Source organism: Salinifilum aidingensis, assembly GCF_054782015.1.
Genome location: NZ_BAAGTH010000015.1, coordinates 1 through 17,421 on the forward strand (window position 1 = coordinate 1; position 17,421 = coordinate 17,421).

The following is a 17,421-nucleotide window of genomic DNA, read 5'->3' on the forward strand; positions in this document are numbered from 1 at the left end:
CGCTGTCGAGTTCTCAAAGAACACACCACCGAACCGGCGGCATCTCCCGAGCAAAAACCCTAGCACCCGCCAACCACCCCCCACACCCGGGGGGTCGCCCGCACCCAGCACCACCAGCAGCACCCCATCACGAGGCCACCACCGCGGCACCAGACGGCACCACCGATTTCCACTCGCATTGTTCAAACAACCCACCGGACAACGCACCGACCACACCCCAGCACGCCCGAGCTTCCACCCGGAAACCCAAACGCCGCACAGGGAATCGGCCCGCTCCGTCGCCGGCACGAAACAATTTACACGACCACCGCACCCCCACCGACACCCACCCCCCGGAAAAATGAAATCCCAGGTCAGCGATTCACCAGGGGGTCACCGGCGGTTCAAGGCCGCGTCAGGGCGACCGCGAACAGCGCCTCGAGCTCGAGCACGGTTCGGTCCGCAGCGGTGTGGTGCACGCCCGCCATCCCGAGGCTCAGCGCGGCGTCCACGTTCGAGCGGAGGTCGTCGACGACCACGCACTCCGCGGGCGAGCGCCCCAGGGCCTCCGCGGTGTGGCGGTAGATCCGTTCGGACGGCTTCGCGACTCCGAGCTCGCCCGAGACGGCCACCACGTCGAAATCCGCGACCGGCAGCCCCTCCCGGGACGCGCTGTTCGACATCAGCGCCGCGGCGATGCCGTTGCACCGCAGGCCGCGCACGGCAGCCAGCACCGGCGTCCCGGCCTCCGCCCCTTCGACCGGGTCCCCTTCGACGGGGTCCCCGTCGACCGGATATCCGTCCCCCGGGTCGTCGAGGACACCGCCCCAGTCCACGATCAGCGCGCTCGGTCCCACGCAGCGCACCGTAGCGCAGCGCGCCCCAGCCCACGGGCTCACCCGTCCCGGGCAGATCCGCCGCGTAGCTGACCGGATCGCACCCGATGTGCGCTCTTGCAGGGTGACGAGATCGCACGAGCACCTTCCCGGGAGGCACCACGATGAGCACGGCAACGCGACCCACCCGCGCCGTCCCGCAGCAGCGCGGACGTGCGAGCGCCCAGGCACGTCCCGACGTGCCGCACCCGCGGGTGCGGCACGAGCGAGCCCATCCACCGGCGGGGTCCCTGCGCGTTTCCGAACGCAGCTCGGCAGCGCTCGCCGCGCGCACGGCCGAACTCGTCCTCGAAGTGCTCAACGGCCGACGCCGTCCGGCGGTGCTCGGGGACCTGCTCACCCACGAGGGACTCGCCTGGATCGCAGCCCGGCGCCCGACCAGTTCCGCCCCACCGCCGAACTACCGCCTGCGCTCGGTGCACACCTCGCTGATCACCGACCAGCGCGTCGAGATGTGCTGGATCGTCGACACCACCGAGCGCACCCGCGCCCTGATCTCCACCGCGGAGCGCCGGGGCGAGCAGTGGCGGTGCGGCCGGTTCGCACTCGTCTGAGCACACCGGCCGCTGCGCGGACTCCCTGCGGACTACTGCCCGCGGACTACTGCTTGCGGGACTTGTTCTTCTTCGCCTCCGCCCGGGCGGCAGCGCGGCGCTCGCGGCGCGTTCCGCCCTGCCCGGACTCCCCGTTCTGGGCCGAGGCGTTCTCACCGCCGCTGCGCTGCACGCCACCGTCCTCCGACGGACCGGAGTAGCTCAGGCCCTGCTGCTGCGGGGAGTCCAGACCCTTGCCGGTCAGCGCGGGGGCCGGCTGCTGCCCGTCACCCCCGACGGGGTTGCTGAGCTGGCTCAGCGCCGGCCCCGCCGAAGTCGGCTGCGCCCGCTTCGCACGGGGTTCGCGGGCCTGGTGCCGACCGCCCTGCTGCTCCTGCTGCGTCTGCGGCGGCGCGGCCGTGGCGGTCGCGGCCGCCTTGCCGGCACCGTCGGCCTGCGCGGCCGAATCCCCGGAGGACTGCTGGGGCTGCTCCGGTTCGGCGGCTTCGACCTGCACGTTGAACAGGAACCCGACGGACTCCTCCTTCAACGCCTCGAGCATGGCGTGGAACATGTCGAAGCCCTCGCGGCGGTACTCCACGAGCGGATCGCGCTGGGCCATCGCCCGCAGGCCGATGCCCTCCTTGAGGTAGTCCATCTCGTAGAGGTGCTCGCGCCACTTGCGGTCCAGCACGCTCAGCACCACCCGGCGCTCCAGCTCCCGCATCGCGCCGGGGCCGACCTTGCCCTCGACTTCCGCTTCGCGCTTGTCGTAGGCCTCGCGCGCGTCCTCGACGAGGAGCTCGAGCAGGCGATCCCGGTTGAGGTCCGACTCGGTGTCCAGCAGCTCCTCCCAGTCCAGCGAGACCGGGTACAGCGTTTTCAGCGCGTTCCAGAGCTTCTCGAAGTCCCAGTCCTCGGCGTAGCCCTTGGAGGTCTCCGCGTCGATGTAGGCGGTGATGACGTCCGAGAGCATGAGGCGCACCTGCTCGCGCAGGTCCTCGCCCTCCAGGACCCGGCGCCGCTCGGAGTAGATGACCGAGCGCTGCTGGTTCATCACCTCGTCGTACTTGAGGACGTTCTTGCGGATCTCCATGTTCTGCTGCTCGACCTGGGTCTGCGCGCTGCGGATGGCACGCGTGACCATCTTGGCCTCGATCGGCACGTCGTCCGGCACCTTGAACCGGGTCATGATGGTCTCGACCATGTTCGAGTTGAACCGGCGCATCAGCTCGTCGCCGAGGGAGAGGTAGAACCGCGACTGCCCCGGGTCGCCCTGGCGGCCGGACCGGCCGCGGAGCTGGTTGTCGATGCGCCGGGACTCGTGCCGCTCGGTACCGAGCACGTACATCCCGCCGGCTTCGCGGACCTCGTCGGCCTCGTCCTCGGCCTGCTTCTTGATCTCCTCGACCGCGCCCTGCCAGGACGCTTCGTAGTCCTCCGGGGTGTGCACCGGGTCCAGGCCGCGCTGCCGCAGCTCCACGTCGGCGAGGTGGTCGACGTTGCCGCCGAGCACGATGTCGGTACCCCGGCCGGCCATGTTGGTCGCCACGGTCACCGCGCCCTTGCGCCCCGCCTCGGCGATGATCAGCGCTTCGGACTCGTGGTGCTTGGCGTTGAGCACGCTGTGCGGCACTTCGCGCTTGGTCAACAGCTTCGACAGGTACTCGGAGTGCTCCACGCTGGTCGTGCCGACGAGCACCGGCTGCCCGCGCCCGTAGCACTCCTCGATGTCCTCGGCGACCGCGTCGAACTTGGCGGCCTCGGTCTTGTAGACGACGTCCGGCTGGTCCTTGCGGATCATCGGCTCGTTCGTGGGCACGGTCACGACGCCGAGCGAGTAGGTGGACTGGAACTCCGCCGCCTCGGTCTGCGCCGTACCGGTCATGCCGGAGAGCTTGTCGTAGAGGCGGAAGTAGTTCTGCAGCGTGATCGAGGCCAGCGTCTGGTTCTCGGCCTTGATCTCGACGCCTTCCTTGGCCTCGATGGCCTGGTGCATGCCCTCGTTGTAGCGGCGGCCGGCGAGCACGCGGCCGGTGAACTCGTCGACGATGAGGATCTCGCCGTTGCGGACGATGTAGTCCTTGTCCCGCTTGTACAGCTCCTTGACCTTGATGGCGTTGTTCAGGAACCCGACCAGCGGGGTGTTCGCGGCCTCGTAGAGGTTCTCGATGCCCAGCTGGTCCTCGACGAGCTGGGCGCCCTCCTCGGTGATGCCGACGGTGCGCTTGCGCTCGTCGACGTCGTAGTGGACGTCGCGTTCGAGCATCGGTGCGAGCCGCGCGAACTCCTGGTACCAGCGGGAGGACTGGTCGGCCGGGCCGGAGATGATCAACGGGGTGCGGGCTTCGTCGATGAGGATCGAGTCGACCTCGTCGACGATGGCGAAGTTGTGCCCGCGCTGCACGCAGTCGTCGAGGCTCCACGCCATGTTGTCGCGCAGGTAGTCGAAGCCGAACTCGTTGTTCGTGCCGTAGGTGACGTCGGCCTCGTAGGCGCCGCGGCGCTGCTCCGGGGTCATGTCCGCCAGCAGCGGTGCGACCGTCAGCCCGAGGAACCGGTGGACGCGGCCCATCCACTCCGCGTCGCGCTTGGCCAGGTAGTCGTTGACCGTGATGACGTGCACGCCCTTGTCCGCGATGGCGTTGAGGTACGCGGGCAGCACGCAGGTCAGGGTCTTGCCCTCACCGGTCTTCATCTCCGCGATCTGCCCGAGGTGCAGCGCGGCACCACCCATGAGCTGCACGTCGAAGTGCCGCTGCCCCAGCACGCGGCGCGCGCCCTCGCGGACGACGGCGAAGGCCTCGGGCAGCAGGGCGTCCAGGGACTCGCCATCGGTGTGGCGGCGCTTGAACTCGTCGGTCTTGCCCCGCAGCTCGGCGTCGGACAGCGCGACGGTGTCATCTTCGAGCTCGTTGATGTGCGCTGCTATGGCGCGCAGACGCTTGAGCATCTTGCCCTCGCCGGCGCGGAGCAGTCGGGACAGGACCATCCGGTCGACCTCACTCGCTGATCGTGACGCGCCCGTCACGGACGCTTTACGGCCATCGTACTCACCAGCAACGGGGGACCCGGGTTGCCGCGTCGGGCCCCGAGCTGACGCGGAACGCAACTGTCCCCCGCGCACCACCGTACGCGGGGGACAAGCTGCTCGGCTGCGATCCGCTCAGGGTGCAGCCGTCGCGTTCACGCTGACTCGGCCAGACGGATGACCCCGTAGTCGAAGCCCTTCCGGCGGTACACGACGCTCGGTTTGCCGCTGTCGGCGTCCGAGAACAGGTAGAAGTCGTGGCCGACCAGCTCCATCTGGTACAACGCCTCGTCCACCGTCATCGGTTTCGCCGGGTGCTCCTTCTCGCGAACGATGCGGCCCGGTTCGTACTCCTGCGTTGCTGCGTACCCTCCGGCGGAGTACCCGTTGCCCGCCTCCATGCGCTGCTCCGGCACTTCTGCGGCCACCTCCGGCGTGTTCTCGCTGAGGAGCTCGGGCTCCGCTGCGCGCTCCTCCGGCTTGGTGCCGGCTTCCTCCGTGAGCACGGCTTCGGGGTTGTTCTCGGCGGCGTGTTCGGGGGTCTCCAGCAGGACGGTGCTTCCGTCCGGCGAGGGCGCCCCCGGTGTGCGTTCCGTGACCACTCGGCGATGTGCCATGGCGGACGTCGCTTCGGCGACCGAAGTGGGGTTGCGCTGGCCGTAGTGCACTTTCCTGCGGTCGTGCATCCGGCGGAGGCGGTTCTCCAGCTTGCCCGCGGCCGCGTCGAGCGCGGCGTAGAAGTTGCCCGCCGCCGCTTCGGCGCGGACCGGACCCCCCTTGCCCACGAGGGTGAGCTCGACCCGCTGGCAGTTCTTCGCCTGGCGCGGGTTGCGCTCGTGGAACAGCTCCACCTCGGTGCGAATCGCCTTGCGCGTGTACCTCTCGAGCCTGCTGAGCTTCTCCGCGACCTGCTCGCGGTAGTGCTCGGGGACCTCGACGTTGCGCCCCTTGACCACGATGTCCATTCACGACCTCCGTTCATCACTGGCACAGGAGACGTGTGCTCGGTCGGCGCCGGCGAGGACGGCGGGGAGGTTCGAGCGGAGCGAACTCCCCGGGAAGACCACTACGCGACCGGCGCCACGGACATGGGGTTGTCACTCCTTCCGCCGCCGGTGGTGTGTGATGGATGGCACGCTATCTCGGTTTATCGGTTTGTGACACCCCCCGAGTCGGGCGATGTCAAGCGACCACCGAGCGCGCTCGAGACCACTGCCCGCGGTAACCCGGTGGTGCGAACGGGGGCGGATCCGCGCGGACGCCGGCACCCGTCCCCGACGGCTGGGCGTTCCCCCGTTCCCCGGCCGCGGACTCCGGAGTTCCGGGCCACCGCACGGATCGCGCCCGTGCTTCTCCCGGCCAACGTCGCCCCGGTCAACCGGGTTCCGAGCGGACGAACGGACGCGTCCCATACCACACGATAGGCCTACTGCTGAGGTGAACGCTCGTCATCGCGGCCGACCACCCGGAGCACGCAGCGGCCGCCCGGGCCCAGCCGCACGGGGGTCCACCGCGGTCACGGACAGCACCAGCTCCGGAGCACACCTCACCCCGTCGAGCACCGCCGCTGATTCCGCGACCGTCGCTCCGGTCGTGATCACGTCGTCGACGAGCAGCACCCCGCCCGGCGGCGGACGTCGGGGCGGACGCGCCCGCAGCCGCCCCGACAGGTTCGCGGGGCGGTCGGCGTGCGCGAGCCGCGCGGCGTCCACCGCACCGGGGCCCAACCGCAAGCAGTCGAGCACCTCGGCGGCGCACCCGTCCGCCCGCAGCCGCCGCGCCAGCTCCCGCGCGACCCGGAGCATGTGCGCACCACCGCGGCGACGCGCCGCCCACCACCGGGACGGCGCGGGGACGATCCACCACGGCCCGGGTCCCGCGTGCGCGAAGCGCACGCCCGCGGCCAGCCGTTCTGCGAAGACACCGGCGAGCACCCGCCGGCCGCGTTCCTTGTAGGCGAGGACGGCCCGCCGCGCGGCACCGCGGTACACCCCGAGCGCGTACACGGGTGGCCGCTGCCCGAGCACGGGCAGCCGCACGCGGTGCGGCCGGGACAGCTCCCCCGCGCACGGGAGGCACCAGTGCGTCCCCTGCCGTCCGCACCCGGCGCAGTTCACGGGCAGGACGAGGTCGAGCAGCCGCGGCCGGGCGCGTGCGGAGCGCGCGGCACCGCGGCCCGCCGAGCCGCGGCCGGCGGAGTTCTCGTTCCCACGCATGCCGCCGAGGGTGCGGGTCCCGCCCTGCCCGACTCACCGGCGCACGTCGGGCAGGACACCCCGGCGCAGTCCTGCTGGAAGCGCTCAGCCCGGGTAGAACGGGATCGACGCACCGCCGATCGGTACCGGCATGAGCCCCCAGACGTCATCGGAGTCCTGCGACTCCCACAACCCGCTGCGGTCGGCCACGATCACGCGGCCGCCGGGCGCGACCGTCACCGCGTTCACCGGCTGCCCCAGGTTCGACGCGGTGTACGGAGTCCAGTACAGCCCGTCGACGGACACGTTGTAGACCGGGGAGCGGTTGCTGTCGGTCGTGGCCACGAGCCCGTCGTTGCTCCGCCACTCGACATCCCTGATGCGCGTTCCCCCCGGCGCGGGCAGGCGCGTGGGCCGCGACAGCGTCATCCGCCCGTCGACCTCGGCGACCGCGGCCACGACGAGCTCCCCGTCGCTGACGAGCGCGGCGCGCGCGCCGCCGGGCGAGAGCCGCAGGTCGCTGATCTTCGGGTCCTCCCCCAGCGCGCTCACGTCCACGCGCCCGAGGTCCCAGCCGGAGTCGGTGGCGACCGCGCGGACGACCCGGCGGCCGTCCACCGAGGTCCAGACCTCGCCGCTGCCCCGCCACTCCGGCTTGCTCATGAACGCACCGGCCACGTGCAGCTCGGGCAGCTGCGACCCGCCCTGCGCCGAGCCCTCGCCACCGGCGCGCAGCACCACACCACCGGGGCGGCGGGTCACCGCGGCGAGCCTGCTGCCGTCCGGCGACACACCCGCCCGCACCACGTCGTACTCCCCGTTGCCCGCGGGGCCGGCGACCGGTTTCGCCTGCTCGTCGAGGTGCACCAAGCTCTCGTCGACCACGGCCAGCCCCGGCTGGTTCACCGCGTCCGAACGCTCCTGCACGTACGAGCGCACATCGGCCGGGCGCAGCTCGGGGCGGTCCGGCAGCAGCGGCGTGCCCTCCTCCTTCAGCCGCACCCGGGCGCTGCTGACGCTCTGCAGCGAATAGACCACCTGGGCCGCGATCAGCCGGCGGGTCTCCGGCGGGACGCCCCCCAGGTCGCTGAAGTTGACCTCGAGCGCCCCGTCGGCGGACTCGCTGGCGTTCGTCTTCGGCCGCACCCCCTTGGGCAGGCCGGTGCGCAGCGCGGGGCGCATCGACTCCGACGGCCCCATCATGAGCAGGTCGATCACCCGGCGCGGCAACGTGCTGGCCGGCTGCGACGGCACGTACCGCACGTCCGGGACCACCCCGGTGCCCTCGGAGTCGAGGAAGTACACCGAGACCGAGCGGTAGGTGGCGCCGAACGAGTCGCGGGTGACGACCAGCTCCGGCGGCGGCGTGGCGATCCGCCACTGCCCGTCGTCCTGCCGCTCGACGCGCATCCGGGTGCGGAACTCCCCCTGCTCGGGGGTGAACGACCGGTCGGGTAACAACCGGCCGACCTTCTCCGCGCGCAGCCCGACGAGCTGCACCCCTTCCGGCAGCGGCCGCTCGTTCGGCACCGGGACGGTGTCCACCTGGTCGACGATGAGCATCCCCGCGCTCGGCGACCAGTCCGCGCGCGCCTGCGGAGCGAGGTGCAGCCGCGCGGCCTCGTGCTCGTTCTCCGGGGCGGCCGAGCCGACGAAGCTGCGCACCAGCTGCAGCGGGTCCGCGCCCTCGCGCGGCTTCTGCACGTGGCCGGAGGTGTTGCCCTCCTCCATCCACCGCACGCCGCGCGGCTCGGAGTGCTCCGGGATGGTGGCGCACCCGGACACCGCGAGCACCAGCGCCGCGGCCAGGGCGCGGAGCCCGGTCCGGGCTCCCGCCGCAGCGGAGCGCCGGGGCTGTGCGCGCCGGGTCATGACGACTCCCGTTCCTGCTCGGACAACCGGGCCGGCCCCTCGTCGCGGTACTCGGCCTCGAGCGCATCGGTTTCGGCGGACGTGTCTTCCTCCCGCGGGGCGTCGACGCCTGCGGCCAGCAGCGCATCCGGGGCGGCGATGCTGCGCCGGTCCGGCATGCCCAGCGGGCTCGCCTCGAACGCCTCCCCGGGGCGCAGCGGCAGGGTGAGCCGGAAGCACGAGCCGTGGCCCGGCTCCCCCCAGGCGTCGAGCGTCCCGCCGTGCAGCCGGGCGTCCTCGTGGCTGATCGACAGGCCGAGTCCGGTTCCCCCGGTGCGCCGGTTCCGCGCCGGGTCGGCTCGCCAGAACCGGGTGAAGACGAGCTCGGCCTCCCCCGGGCGCAGGCCCACGCCGTAGTCCCGCACCGTCACGGCGACGGCCTGCTCGTTGCCCGCCACCTCGATCTCGACCGGTTCGCCCTCGGCGTGGTCGACGGCGTTGGCGACGAGGTTGCGCAGGATGCGCTCCACCCGCCGGACGTCGGCGAGCACGTGCAGGTGTTCGCGCTGCTCGCCGCCGGCCTCGGGCACGACGAGGCGCAGCGGCACGCCGCTGGTCTCGGCGATGCCGCGGACGGAGTTCACGGCGCGGTCGGCGACCTCCCCCATGTCGAGCGGCTCCGAGGAGAGGTCGGCCACGCCCGCGTCCAGGCGGGAGATCTCCAGCAGGTCGGCCAGCAGCGCTTCGAACCGGTCGAGCTCGTCGGTGAGCAGTTCGGTCGACCGGGAGAGGCCGGGCGGGAGCTCCTCGCGCGAGGCGTAGAGCACGTCCGCTGCCATGCGCACGGTCGTCAGCGGGGTGCGCAGCTCGTGCGAGACGTCGGAGGTGAACCGGCGCTGCAGCTGGCCGAACTCCTCGAGCTGGGTGATCTGCTGCTTGAGGCTGTCGGCCATCTCGTTGAACGACTCGGCCAGGCGCGCCATGTCGTCCTCGCCGATCACGCGCATGCGCTTGTCCAGGTCGCCCTCGGCGAGCTCCTCGGCGTTCTGCGCCGCCTGCCGCACGGGGCGCACCACTTGGCGGGTGACGAGGCTGGTGATCGCCCCCAGCAGCACCAGCAGCACGGCGCCCGAGGCGAGCAGCGTGCTCTGCACGACGTTGGCCGTGGAGCGCTCCGCGGTCAGCGGGAAGAGGAGGTACACCTGCAGCGGGCGCGTCGCGGTGCCCACCGGGCTGCCCACGGCGAGCATGGTCACCGGTTCGCCCTCGTTGTGGACGGTGGTGATCTGGGTGGCCAGCTGGCCCCGCTCCACGTTGCGCCGCAGCCCCTCGGGAACGTTCTGCACGGGGCCGGCGGAGGGCTGCCGCCCGCGCTCGGCCAGCGCGTGCCCGTCCACCAGCACCGGGTCGAACGCGCCCGCGGCGGACTCGGTGGACCGCCCCGTGTTCGACGTGGTCAGCCGGTTGAGCGCGGCCTCGAGCTGCTCGTGCACGTTGTCCGAGTTCGGGTCGACGGCGGTGAGCTCGCGCTCCAGGACCGGCAGGCTGTACTCGGTCTGCGAGATCGCGGCCTCTTCCTTCGCGTCGAGCAGCCGCGTGGTGATCTGGGTCTGCAGCACCATGCCGAGCACGAGCACCACCACCAGCGACAGCGCGAGCGTGCTGACGACCACGCGGAGCTGCAGCGAGCGCCGCCACACCGCTTCGAAGCGGTGCCACCGCTCGCGGATCTCCTCCCGGACGCGGAGGACCCACTGCCGCGCCGTCCGCGGTCTACGCGCCCACACGCTCACGTGCTCCGCCTTCTGCTCACGCACGAGCACCGGTCGACTCGGCGACCTGCACCGGACCGGTCCGCCACGGCATCCCGCAGCCGGGCTCGTCCAGGATGCCGTGCGCGCCGCGCGGTCCCGCACCGCCCCGCCGGGCGGCACCGGGCACCGGCGCGCGGCGGACGCCGGTGCCCGGTGCTCACGGCGGTCCGGCCTTGTACCCGACGCCGCGCACGGTCAGCACGATCTCGGGCCGCTCGGGGTCGCGCTCGACCTTCGAGCGCAGCCGCTGGACGTGCACGTTGACCAGCCGCGTGTCGGCCGCGTGGCGGTACCCCCAGACCTGCTCCAGCAGCACCTCGCGGGTGAACACCTGCCGCGGTTTGCGGGCCAGGGCCACGAGCAGGTCGAACTCCAGCGGCGTCAGCGAGATCGCCGCGCCGTCGCGCGTGACCTCGTGGCCGGGCACGTCGATGGACACGTCGCCGATGGCCAGCACCTCGGAGGGCTCCGCGTCCGTGCGCCGCAGCCGCGCGCGCAGCCGGGCCACGAGCTCCTTCGGCTTGAACGGCTTGACGACGTAGTCGTCCGCGCCCGATTCCAGGCCGAGCACCACGTCCACGGTGTCGCTCTTGGCGGTGAGCATCACCACGGGAACGACGGACTCGGTGCGGATGGCCTTGCAGACGTCGATGCCGTTCATCCCGGGAAGCATCAGGTCGAGCAGCACGAGGTCGGGCTTGAGCTCCCGGAGCGCCGGCATCACCTTGGTGCCGTCGCTGACGACGGCCGTGTCGAACCCCTCGCCGCGCAACGCGATCGTCAGCATCTCTGCCAGGGCCGGATCATCGTCCACCACGAGCACGCGCGCCTTCATGTCGTTCATGGTCGCACTCGTCACTCCCCTCCCGTTGCAATCCCCGCACATCGTTCCGCCGGGTCTTCGCTGGTCGCTCGCCCCCGCGCCGGGCCGGGACCGGCGGTACCGCCGTTCGGAGCAAGCCACGCGTGACCCGCATCCCGCACCCGGAGGCGCCACTGTGGACGACACGCGGGCGAGAATGGTCGCGTACCGCACCTCCGCGAACGGATCGTATGCGTACCGGTGCGGCCGTCGTCCACGGCATGGAGGGGAAGTGCCCGAACACCGCTACACCGCCACCGTCACGTGGACGGGCAACGCCGGCGGCGGCACCGCGAACTACCGCGAGTACGGCCGCGAGCACCTGGTGGAGGTGGTCGGCAAGCCGGCGCTGCGCGCCTCGGCCGATCCGTCGTTCCTGGGGGACGCGGAGCTGCTGAACCCGGAGGAGATGCTGCTCGCCGCGCTGTCGCAGTGCCACATGCTCTGGTACCTGGGGCTGTGCGCGCACAGCGGCGTCGTGGTCACCGCCTACCGGGACGCGGCGTCCGGGACGATGGTCGAGGAGCGGGACGGCTCCGGGCGGTTCCGGGAGGTGCTCCTGCGGCCGCAGGTGCAGGTGTCCGAACAGGACGTGCTCGCCACCGCGGAGGAGCTGCACGCCCAGGCGCACCGGAAGTGCTTCATCGCGAACTCGGTGAACTTCCCGGTGCGGCACGAACCGCGGATCACCGTGGCGGGCTGAGCGCTCCTCAGCCCTCGCCGAGGCAGTTCCGGGCCAGCGCGGCGAAATCGACCTCGGCGACGCCGTCCACGACGGTCCAGGGCGACCACCAGGAGCTCTCTGCGAGCTGCGCGTACACGGCGGAGCAGCGCCGCTGCAGCGCGTCGTCCGACTCGAACGCGTCCCGCTGCCTGTCCACTTCGGTCAGCTCGCGGTGCTCGGCGCGCTGCGCCGCCACGTCCACGGGAACCCGCAGCAGCAGCTGGTGGTCGGGGGCCGGCAGGGCGAAGCGCCGCACCTCGAGATCCTCCACCCAGTGGACGAAGTCGCCGCGGGCGTCCTCGCGCAGCCGCGCGGCTCCGTAGGCCGCGTTCGACGCGACGTAGCGGTCGAGCAGCAGCACGTCGTGCGCGTCGAGCCGGGAGCGCAGCTCCTCGACGGCGGCGCGGCGGTCCAGCGCGTTGAGCACCGCAACGCCGTGCACCGACGCGGCGAGATCGCCGTGCGCCCCCCGCAGGGCCTCGCCGACGAGCGCGGCGTGCACGTCGGCCTCGTAGCGGGGGAAGGCCAAGCGGCTCACGGAGCACCCGCGGCGCCGCAGCTCCGCGTCCAGCCCCTCGGCCAGGGTGCGCTTGCCGGCGCCGTCGACGCCCTCGATCACGATGAGACGACCCACGCGCCCGAGACTAGTAGCACCGGGTCCGAGCGGTGCGCGCGGACTTCAATACCGGTAGTGGTCGGGCTTGTAGGGCCCCTCCACCTCCACGTCGATGTACTCGGCCTGCTCCTTGCTCAGCCGGGTCAGCTCGCCGCCGAGGGCCTGCACGTGGATCCGCGCGACCTTCTCGTCCAGCGACTTCGGCAGCCGGTGGACCTCGCGGTCGTACTCGCGCCAGTTGGTGAACAGCTCGACCTGGGCGATGGTCTGGTTGGCGAAGGAGTTCGACATCACGAAGCTGGGGTGCCCCGTCGCGTTGCCCAGGTTGAGCAGCCGCCCCTCGGAGAGCACCAGCACCGAGTGGCCGTCGTCGAAGACCCACTCGTCGACCTGCGGCTTGATCCGCACCTTCCGCACGTCGGAGGCGCTGGCCAGACCGGCCACGTCGATCTCGTCGTCGAAGTGGCCGATGTTGCCGACGATCGCCTGGTGCTTGAGCCGGCGCAGGTGGTCGGCGGTGATGACGCCGGTGTTGCCGGTGGCGGTGATGAGGACGTCCGCCTCGTGCAGCACGGTCTCCAGGCGGGCGACCTGGAGGCCTTCGAGCTGGGCCTGCAGCGCGTTGATCGGGTCGATCTCGGTGACGACCACGCGCGCGCCCTGCCCGCGCAGCGCCTCCACCGCTCCCTTGCCGACGTCGCCGTAGCCGCAGACCACGGCGGTCTTGCCGCCCAGGAGCACGTCGGTGGCCCGGTTGAGGCCGTCGACGAGGGAGTGGCGGATGCCGTACTTGTTGTCGAACTTCGACTTGGTCACCGAGTCGTTCACGTTGATGGCCGGGAACAGCAGCTCGCCCTGGGCGGCGAGCCGGTAGAGCCGGTTCACCCCGGTCGTCGTCTCCTCGGTGACGCCGCGGACCTCCCCCGCGAGGCGGGTCCACCGGTCGGTGTCGGCCGCCAGCGAGGCGCGCAGCCGCTCCAGCACGACCTTGTACTCCTCGGGGTCGTTCTCGTCCGCGGTGGGGATCGCCCCGGCCCGCTCGTAGCGCACGCCCTGGTGTACCAGCGCCGTCGCGTCGCCGCCGTCGTCGAGGATCATGTTCGGCCCGCCGCCGGGCCAGCTCAACGCGGTGTCGAGGCACCACCAGTACTCCTCGGGCGTTTCGCCCTCCCAGGCGAAGACGGGCGCACCGCGGGGCTCGTCCGGAGTGCCGTACCTGCCGACGACGACCGCTGCCGCCGCCGCGTCGTCGGTGGAGAAGATGTTGCACGAGGCCCAGCGCACCTCGGCCCCCAGCGCGACCAGCGTTTCGATGAGCACCGCGGTCTGCACCGTCATGTGCAGCGATCCGGTGATCCGCGCCCCGCGCAGCGGGTGGACCTCGGCGTACTCCCGGCGCAGCGCGCGCAGCCCCGGCATCTCGTGCTCGGCCAGCCGGATCTGCTCGCGCCCCCGCGGCGCGAGCGAGAGGTCCGCGACCGCGAATTCGACCCCGTTCTCCGTGCGGTGCTCGTTCGGCCCCGCGCTGGTGTCGTCCGAGGTCGCGCTGGTCTTCTCCGAAGTCATCGCACCGCCGCTCTCCCCCCGCGGTCCACGCACATCACCCCGATGCTACCCCGGGTGGCCAGCCTGTTCCGGTGCGCGAGCGCGGCGTTCCCGGCGCGGGCGGACACGAGCGGCCGGAAATGCGGGACACGCGCCCCGGACGACGATCACAATCGATGCGCGGCGGTCGCCGGTTCTCCGCACGCGGGTGCAGAATCACTGCGGACGTGATCACGCACCCACCGTGCCCGTCACTGCGCTCCGGCGGCGCCGCGGTTGAGCGCCGCCGCTGCGCAGCGGTGGTGCCGGACGAGAGCGCCCACGAACCAGCAGTCCCCGGACACGCGGGAGGATTCCAGTGCACGCACCCGAGCAGGACACCCGCGTGGTGGAGCTGCGGGTACACGGCGTGCTCGGCGCCACCGGCCCGAAGCTGACCGATTCGGTCGACGCGGTCGATGTCGCGGGCGACGGCGTGGGCCGTGTCGTCCGCCCGGCCGACCGGCTGCGCCGGCCCGTGCCCGGTCCCGCGCTGCGCGACGGCAACCGCACCGTGCCGCGGGTCCTCGAGGGCTACGTCTGGGGCGGCATGACCTCCGGGGGCCTCGGCAAGGCCACCTGGGCGCTGCTCTTCCCGTTCGCGCTGGCGAACCTGGCGCACTGGATGCTGCCGCCGGTCCGCCCGGAGAGCCGCGCCGGCCGCGTCGCCGGGCACTGCGCCCGGGCCCTCGTGCGCGTGGCGGCGCTCGCGCTGACGATGCTGTTCGTCGCCCAGCTGACCGTGGTCACCGCGGACCTGTTCGCCGCGCAGTGCCTGCGGCCGGGATCGGGGTGCCTGGCCGCGGTCCCGCCCGCAGCACGCGAGTTCGACCTGCTGCGGCTCTGGCTGGGACTGGCTCCGGTCGGCCTGGTGATCCTGCTCATGCAGCGCCTGGCCGGCAAGAACTGGACGATCACGACGGGCAGCTCCGCCGGCGCGCGGCACGGCGCGCCGCGCCCGTCCGCCCGCGCGCCGGTGCTGCCCGGAGGCAACGTGGTCGCCGATCCGGAGGCCCCCGCGCTGCGGGCCCTGCACATCAGCGCCGCGCTGTCCGCGGTGGCCCTGCTGCTGCTGGGCGGCCCGTTCGAGGTGCGGAGCGACCCGCGGTGGATCGCGAGCGCCGCGGTGCTGGTGTGCTGCGTGCTCGGGGCCGCGGCGCTGGACGACCCGGAGGACATGTGGTCCGCGAGCCCGCGCCGCCGCGTGCTCCTCGGACGCGTCCCGCGGCGTGCGCTGCAAGCGCTGGCCGCGGCGCTGGTGCTGGCCGCGGCCGTGGCTCCGGCCGGCACGAGCGGACCGCTGCCCGGGTCCGGTCCGACGATCGACGCGCTCACGGCGCTGCTCGGCGCCACGTGCCTGGCCGCGGCGCTGGTGCTGGTCCCGGCGGCACGGCTGGCCGCACCGCTGTGGAAGCCGCTGCCGCGGCGGATGCGGCCGTGGGCCGGCGGGTGGTTCGCCGCCCCCGTGCTGTTCCTCGCCGCGATGCTGGGCACCGGTTTCGGGGCCGGGCTCGCCCTGAGCCTGCGGCACGTCCTCGGCTCGGAGGGGCTCGTGCTGCCCCGCCCGTACCAGGACGTGACCACGTTGTGGGGCACTGCTGCGGTGCTGCTGGGCGTGGCCGCGCTGGTCGGGGTCCCGTGGCTGCTGCTGCGGCGTTGGCGGTCCGTGCTCTCCGGCGACTCGGTGCCGCCCGAGGTGGGGCTGCTGCACGCGGGCCGCTACCGCGACCGCCAGGAGGCCGCGTCCGCGTGGCTGTGGGCGCGGGTGCAGCGGCGCCACGGGTACGCGCTGTTCCTCGCGCTCGCCGGGGTGCTGCTGGTCGCCGCGGCCGCAACGGCGGCGCTGCGGCTGGCCGGGCTCCCGAACGCGGCCTGGGCGGGCTGGCTCGCGGGACTCGGCGTGGTGACCCTCGCCGGGCTGGCCGCCGGGCTGCTGCGCATGGTCTTCGTCGCCGCCACCGAGCGGCACGCCGCGCGCTACTTGGGCGTGCTGTGCGACCTCACGCTGTTCTGGCCGCGGGAGTCGCACCCGGTGGTGCCGCCGTGCTACTCGCTGAAGGTGATCCCCGAGCTGGTCGCCCGCGCCCAGGAGCACCTGTCCGACCCGAACACGCGCGTCGTGCTCGTCGGGCACAGCCAGGGCAGCCTGCTCGTCGCCGTGGCGACCTCGCGGCTGCTGGCGAACCTGCCCCCGGCCGACCGCGACCGCGTCGGCCTGGTCACCGCGGGTTCGCAGCTGCAGTGGGCCTATCCGCGGGCGTTCCCGGCGGCGGTCTCGCACGACGCCCTCGGCGAATTGGCCGGCTCGCTCGGCGGGCGCTGGCGCGCGCTGTGCCGCGGCACCGACCCGATGGGCGGCGCGGTGACCACGTGGGGCAGGCACGTCTACGCCGGCACGCTGCTCGGCGTGGGGCACCGCCCGGACGGCACCTCCGGGCCCCTGCCGCCGGCCGCGCGCGGACCGACCGGAGCGCTCGTGCTGGGCGGGGACCACTGGCTGCCCGACCCGCAGCGCGGTCCCGTCTCGCACCGGCGCTGGGTGCCGGGCGTGCTGCGGCACACCGACTACGCGGGCGATCCGGAGTGGGACCGCGCGGTGGCCATGGCGGCCGGGTTGGAACCGGGCGACGCCGAGGCCGGGCCGGCGTTCCACGAGTCGGTGCTCGGCGCCACCGGTCCCGGACCGCGGGGTGACACCGGGCGCGGCCCGCAGCGGCGCTCCGCGGTGACCGTCCGCGGTGGTGACGGAGCGGCGCAGGAGGGCCCTGCCCCCGCCCAGCCCGCCGAGGAACCGGCCGAGGCAGCGCCCGGGCAGGACGCCGCTGCTGCGGTGGATGCCGCACCCGCTCCGGAGACCGCGCGGGCCGGCACCGGCGGTGCGGTCGACGCGGTGCCGCAGCGCGAGCGCGCCGCGGAGGAGGTCGGTGCGCAGCGACCGGCCGAGCGACCGGTGCAGGAGCTCGCCGCGCCGGAGGAACCGGCCGCCGAGGACGCCTCCGCGCGGCCGGGGACGACGGCAGCCGAGGGACCGCTCCCCCTGCCCGAGGTGTCCGAGCCCGCCGGGCGCACCGCGCCGTGGGAGCGCGCGCAGGGCCTGCACCCGCTGGAGTAGCACCCCGCTGGAGCAGAGCACGGCAGCGCCGGTACGGGCGCGGCGGCGGGAGCCCCGCAGAGGTGCGACGGCGCGCCACGCGGGCGGCGCCCGCGGCGCCGGAGCCCGCGGAGGGCGTCGCCGCGATCGCGGCGATCTCCGGGAATCCGTTCGGGGGACGGGCTCCCCCGCGGGAACCCCGGAAACGACGACGGCGCCACCGCCGAAGCGGTGGCGCCGTCCGC

At 73.1% G+C, this 17,421-nt stretch carries 12 protein-coding genes; 3 read left to right on the forward strand and 9 right to left on the reverse strand.

Features of this window, described 5'->3' with window-relative positions; translation table 11 throughout:
• Positions 1–383: 383 nt before the first annotated feature.
• Positions 384–836, reverse strand: a complete 453-nt coding sequence (locus tag ACYVJE_RS18825; protein WP_461145482.1) for an HAD-IA family hydrolase — start codon at positions 834–836, stop codon at positions 384–386.
• 143 nt (positions 837–979) lie between these two features.
• Here ACYVJE_RS18825 and ACYVJE_RS18830 point away from each other — a divergent pair, with 143 nt between their 5' ends.
• Positions 980–1,429, forward strand: a complete 450-nt coding sequence (locus tag ACYVJE_RS18830; RefSeq protein ID WP_461145483.1) for an Rv3235 family protein — start codon at positions 980–982, stop codon at positions 1,427–1,429.
• 46 nt (positions 1,430–1,475) lie between these two features.
• Here the strand turns inward: ACYVJE_RS18830 and secA are convergent, their stop codons facing one another.
• The 6 genes from secA to mtrA form a co-directional block, all read right to left on the reverse strand.
• Positions 1,476–4,400, reverse strand: a complete 2,925-nt coding sequence (gene secA / locus ACYVJE_RS18835) for a preprotein translocase subunit SecA (protein ID WP_461145484.1) — start codon at positions 4,398–4,400, stop codon at positions 1,476–1,478.
• A gap of 194 nt (positions 4,401–4,594) precedes the next feature.
• Positions 4,595–5,404 (reverse strand): ribosome hibernation-promoting factor, HPF/YfiA family, encoded by an 810-nt coding sequence (gene hpf, locus ACYVJE_RS18840; protein WP_459157152.1) that lies wholly within the window; start codon positions 5,402–5,404, stop codon positions 4,595–4,597.
• Positions 5,405–5,887: 483 nt separating this feature from the next.
• Positions 5,888–6,655, reverse strand: coding sequence for a ComF family protein (locus ACYVJE_RS18845; protein WP_461145485.1), 768 nt, complete (start codon positions 6,653–6,655; stop codon positions 5,888–5,890).
• An 84-nt stretch (positions 6,656–6,739) separates the two neighbouring features.
• Entirely contained in the window at positions 6,740–8,506 is a 1,767-nt protein-coding gene (locus ACYVJE_RS18850; protein ID WP_461145486.1) for an LpqB family beta-propeller domain-containing protein, read from the reverse strand.
• Positions 8,503–10,278, reverse strand: coding sequence for an MtrAB system histidine kinase MtrB (mtrB, locus tag ACYVJE_RS18855; RefSeq protein WP_459157155.1), 1,776 nt, complete (start codon positions 10,276–10,278; stop codon positions 8,503–8,505). The genes ACYVJE_RS18850 and mtrB overlap by 4 nt, the downstream gene beginning before the upstream one ends.
• Positions 10,279–10,456: 178 nt before the next feature.
• Positions 10,457–11,134 (reverse strand): MtrAB system response regulator MtrA, encoded by a 678-nt coding sequence (gene mtrA / locus ACYVJE_RS18860; protein WP_459160069.1) that lies wholly within the window; start codon positions 11,132–11,134, stop codon positions 10,457–10,459.
• A gap of 259 nt (positions 11,135–11,393) precedes the next feature.
• On the opposite strand from mtrA, the gene ACYVJE_RS18865 reads away from it, so the two are divergent.
• On the forward strand, positions 11,394–11,864 hold the full coding sequence (locus tag ACYVJE_RS18865) for an OsmC family protein (RefSeq protein ID WP_461145487.1): 471 nt from the start codon (positions 11,394–11,396) through the stop codon (positions 11,862–11,864).
• Between the two features lie 7 nt (positions 11,865–11,871).
• On the opposite strand, the gene ACYVJE_RS18870 is transcribed toward ACYVJE_RS18865, so the two are convergent.
• The gene (locus ACYVJE_RS18870; RefSeq protein ID WP_461145488.1) at positions 11,872–12,519 is read right to left on the reverse strand and encodes a dTMP kinase; all 648 of its coding nucleotides are present in this window, start codon (positions 12,517–12,519) and stop codon (positions 11,872–11,874) included.
• A gap of 45 nt (positions 12,520–12,564) precedes the next feature.
• Positions 12,565–14,067: an adenosylhomocysteinase gene (gene ahcY / locus ACYVJE_RS18875; protein WP_461145489.1), complete on the reverse strand. Its 1,503-nt coding sequence runs from the start codon at positions 14,065–14,067 to the stop codon at positions 12,565–12,567.
• A 337-nt stretch (positions 14,068–14,404) separates the two neighbouring features.
• On the opposite strand from ahcY, the gene ACYVJE_RS18880 reads away from it, so the two are divergent.
• Positions 14,405–17,197, forward strand: a complete 2,793-nt coding sequence (locus ACYVJE_RS18880) for a hypothetical protein (RefSeq protein ID WP_461145490.1) — start codon at positions 14,405–14,407, stop codon at positions 17,195–17,197.
• The last annotated feature ends 224 nt before the right edge of the window (positions 17,198–17,421 follow it).

Excerpts from the sequence above, each read along its gene's own strand:
- ACYVJE_RS18830 (WP_461145483.1), top strand. The coding sequence starts at position 980 with ATGAGCACGGCAACGCGACCCACCCGCGCCGTCCCGCAGCAGCGCGGA.
- secA (WP_461145484.1), bottom strand. The coding sequence starts at position 4,400 with ATGGTCCTGTCCCGACTGCTCCGCGCCGGCGAGGGCAAGATGCTCAAG.
- hpf (WP_459157152.1), bottom strand. The coding sequence starts at position 5,404 with ATGGACATCGTGGTCAAGGGGCGCAACGTCGAGGTCCCCGAGCACTAC.
- ACYVJE_RS18845 (WP_461145485.1), bottom strand. The coding sequence starts at position 6,655 with ATGCGTGGGAACGAGAACTCCGCCGGCCGCGGCTCGGCGGGCCGCGGT.
- ACYVJE_RS18850 (WP_461145486.1), bottom strand. The coding sequence starts at position 8,506 with ATGACCCGGCGCGCACAGCCCCGGCGCTCCGCTGCGGCGGGAGCCCGG.
- mtrA (WP_459160069.1), bottom strand. The coding sequence starts at position 11,134 with ATGAAGGCGCGCGTGCTCGTGGTGGACGATGATCCGGCCCTGGCAGAG.
- ahcY (WP_461145489.1), bottom strand. The coding sequence starts at position 14,067 with ATGACTTCGGAGAAGACCAGCGCGACCTCGGACGACACCAGCGCGGGG.